We start from the raw sequence: 2764 nt of genomic DNA, 5'->3' as shown, positions 1-2764 counted from the left end.
GCCGGGTGAGCGGCCTGCTGACATTACCGGCGCAGGCGCTGAGCACCGTGCTGAAGTGTTCTTGGGTCAAGTAACCCTTCTCGTAGTCTTCAATGGCTTTGGCGATGAACGTGCACTTGGCCAGCGCACGGAAGTTGGCGCTGTGCTTTTCCCAGAATGTCGCGATGGCCGTTTTGTAGCGATCAGCGAAATTGATGTCCCAGAAGGCTTTCAGCACGTCGCTGGCATGCAGGCGCACTTCGTTGGTTTCGTCGTAACTCTCGGCGTCATCACCGATCCGGTAAAAGCCGCCATAGAGATCCAGCAGGTCGGCATTGTCCTGGTCGTGGACGCTGAAACGGTGCATGACCAGTTGCGGGAAGGTCATGGATTCCTTGGGTTTTTCAAGGATGTGCTGCCAGCCGGTAAAGGCCGTGGAGCTGCTTTGGGCGCCATGGAACCGGTGCCACCAGACTTTGTCCGGGGTGATGTCGGTGATGTGATGTCGGGTGAGGATGTCCTGGGCGATTTCGTACGCCATGGCGTACAGGTCGGGGCAGTCGTCGACCAGATCGGGGATCAGAGCCTGAAGCGTCTGGGTATCGACGGCGTTGGCCAGGATTGTGTCTTGGGTATCGTCCATGATGCTTTCCTTGGTATGCAGTGAATTCGCGGGCAAAACTGCTGTTACATACAACTGATCAAGTGGGAATTCGCATCTGCAGCCTCATACCTGAGTTGTTCAGCGAGCTCGACAGCGCTTCGATGCTGGGGAAAGGAAGCCTGTTTTGTGGCCAGGATGGTCGGTCGATAACAAAACTGCCGTTGGCGAGTCGCTCGACCGGCGTGCGATTGATCAGTTCGTTTCTGCCGCGGTGAATCAGGGTGTAGCTGTCACCGGTTTTCTCGAACAGGTATTTGCTGGGTACATCGAGTAGCTTCTCCATTTGCTGCTCGGTTCGGATCGCCGGCATCGCTTCCATTTGTATGCGAAGGTCTGCATAGAATGGGTCGAAAGTTCCGCGCATGGTCTCGTTCTGCATGATCGGTCCGCGATCGATTTCGATGCCGGGATCCAAGGTGATGCCCAGGCTTTCGCCTGGATTGACCTCTTCGATCCGCAGGCCGATACCGCCTTGCAGTTCACTGATGCCGGCCATCCCGCGGAAGGTATTGATGTTTTCCTGTCCGGTTAACACCACCCATTTGGTCGGCTGGTTCAAGGCCTTATCGGCAAGCATGATTTCGTTCGTCAGGCTGTTAGTGATCATTTGCTCTTCAACCGGCCTGAAAAAAAGCGGTTTTTTAAAGCTTGTTGCGCAGTCGGTGGCCTGGATCCGGATGTTGTTTTGTCTTGCGCTCTTGACCAGTTCCAGTTCGTTGAAACGCCCGGCGGGATCCTGGCCGAGCTCGGTCAGGTATTCGTGCAGATCCTTGGGCATGCTTCCCGTGTTGAAAAAGGCATTCAGATCTTGCTGGGCAAAATCACTGAGCAAGCCGCGCATGTAAATCGTATTGACACCCCGACGAGCGAATTCAGGCATGTTTTCAATCATGAAGCGCATGCTGCTGATGCGATCCAGGGTTTCACCCACGACCAGCCCCGGTGCTGTTTCGAACACTCTCTCAATCAATTCGGCACTGGTCATGGACTCACTGACGGCAGGAATCATTGGCCGAGACGGCAGGTTGCGCCACTGCAACTCGTTGAAGAAGCGTCCGGCCGTGGACCTAAGCAGGTTTAGCTTGTCGGTGAAGTGACTTGCGTAGCGGTCTTCCACCGTGAACACGGGCAAGTGACGCATTGTAAGGCGGACATGGGTTTCGAATAGGTTCAATGCCCATTTTTTTAGTGATGCCTGGAGTCGCGGCTGAACATCGTATGGCGTTCTCAGAGTACGAAGGGGCTGCATTGTGGGGTGGGGGGAGGTAGAAGCTACTGGTTCAAGGGGGGCAGGGGCTGGTGGCGCGGAGTTGATGGTGCTCTGGCCGGGCTTCGGTGTCGCCGGTTTAGAGAGGTTTTTGCCACCGCCCTTCAAACCCTGTCGCGAGAACATTTCCCATTCATCTGCTTCATTCAGACGTACCGGAATGTTGCGGAAAAAGGAGTAGGGATTGGTGGGGTCGACGATTGCCCAGGACCGCAGTTCATTGCTGTAACGCACCTGAAAAAAACGGTCGTCGATAGTAATGTAGTGACCCCCGGTTGCGGGTTGATAGATGCCTTGAAATTTACCTTCAACACTCACCGGGAATTCGCCGTCGAGAACCTCATTGGTTTCAAAGGGCGCCAGTATGTCCATGTCTGAGGGGCCAATAGCCTCGGCGTCGACGGAAAGGGAAGGTATCGCGGGCGATTCTATGTCTGTCTTCGGCGCTTCCCCGGAGGCAAGCGCCTCTTCTGTCTCGGCGGCCTCTGCGATCTCGGCGGCATTTGCCAGTTCAACTGCGCCGCGCAGGAATGGCAAATTAAACAGTACATCCACACTGCCAAAAATCGCAGCTTTGACCGCGGCCTTACGTTCCATCGCAGTGGTGCCGTTGATGGCCTGGTCGATGTGCAGGCCGACATTGGCGATGCCGGCACCGATGACGACCAGCGCTGCCGGCCATGCAAGGGCGGCCATCGGTCCGAACGTGTGGTTGAAGGCATTGAGGTAGCCGATCCACAGCTTTTTCCTGATCTCGCCGTTGGAGTGCAGCAGGAAATTGGCGTCGCTGAGCATGCGCTCATGGGTGGACTGGCTCAAATGGGTGAACGCATCACCGGCAATTTTCTCGCCAC

At 55.8% G+C, this 2764-nt stretch carries 2 protein-coding genes; both read right to left on the bottom strand.

Going from position 1 to position 2764, the window contains the following annotated elements; genetic code table 11:
• A partial coding sequence (locus KW848_RS31210; RefSeq protein WP_375154766.1) for a dermonecrotic toxin domain-containing protein occupies positions 1-622 on the bottom strand: 622 nt, incomplete at its 3' end.
• Positions 623-680: 58 nt separating this feature from the next.
• Positions 681-2764, bottom strand: a 2084-nt coding sequence (locus KW848_RS31205; RefSeq protein WP_218539162.1) for a membrane-targeted effector domain-containing toxin, incomplete at its 5' end; no start/stop codon positions are given.

It is taken from the genome of Pseudomonas sp. PDM25, from assembly GCF_019219045.1.
GTDB lineage: Bacteria > Pseudomonadota > Gammaproteobacteria > Pseudomonadales > Pseudomonadaceae > Aquipseudomonas.
Note: the sequence above shows the minus strand (reverse complement) of the source record. Positions and strands in the feature narration are given on the sequence as shown.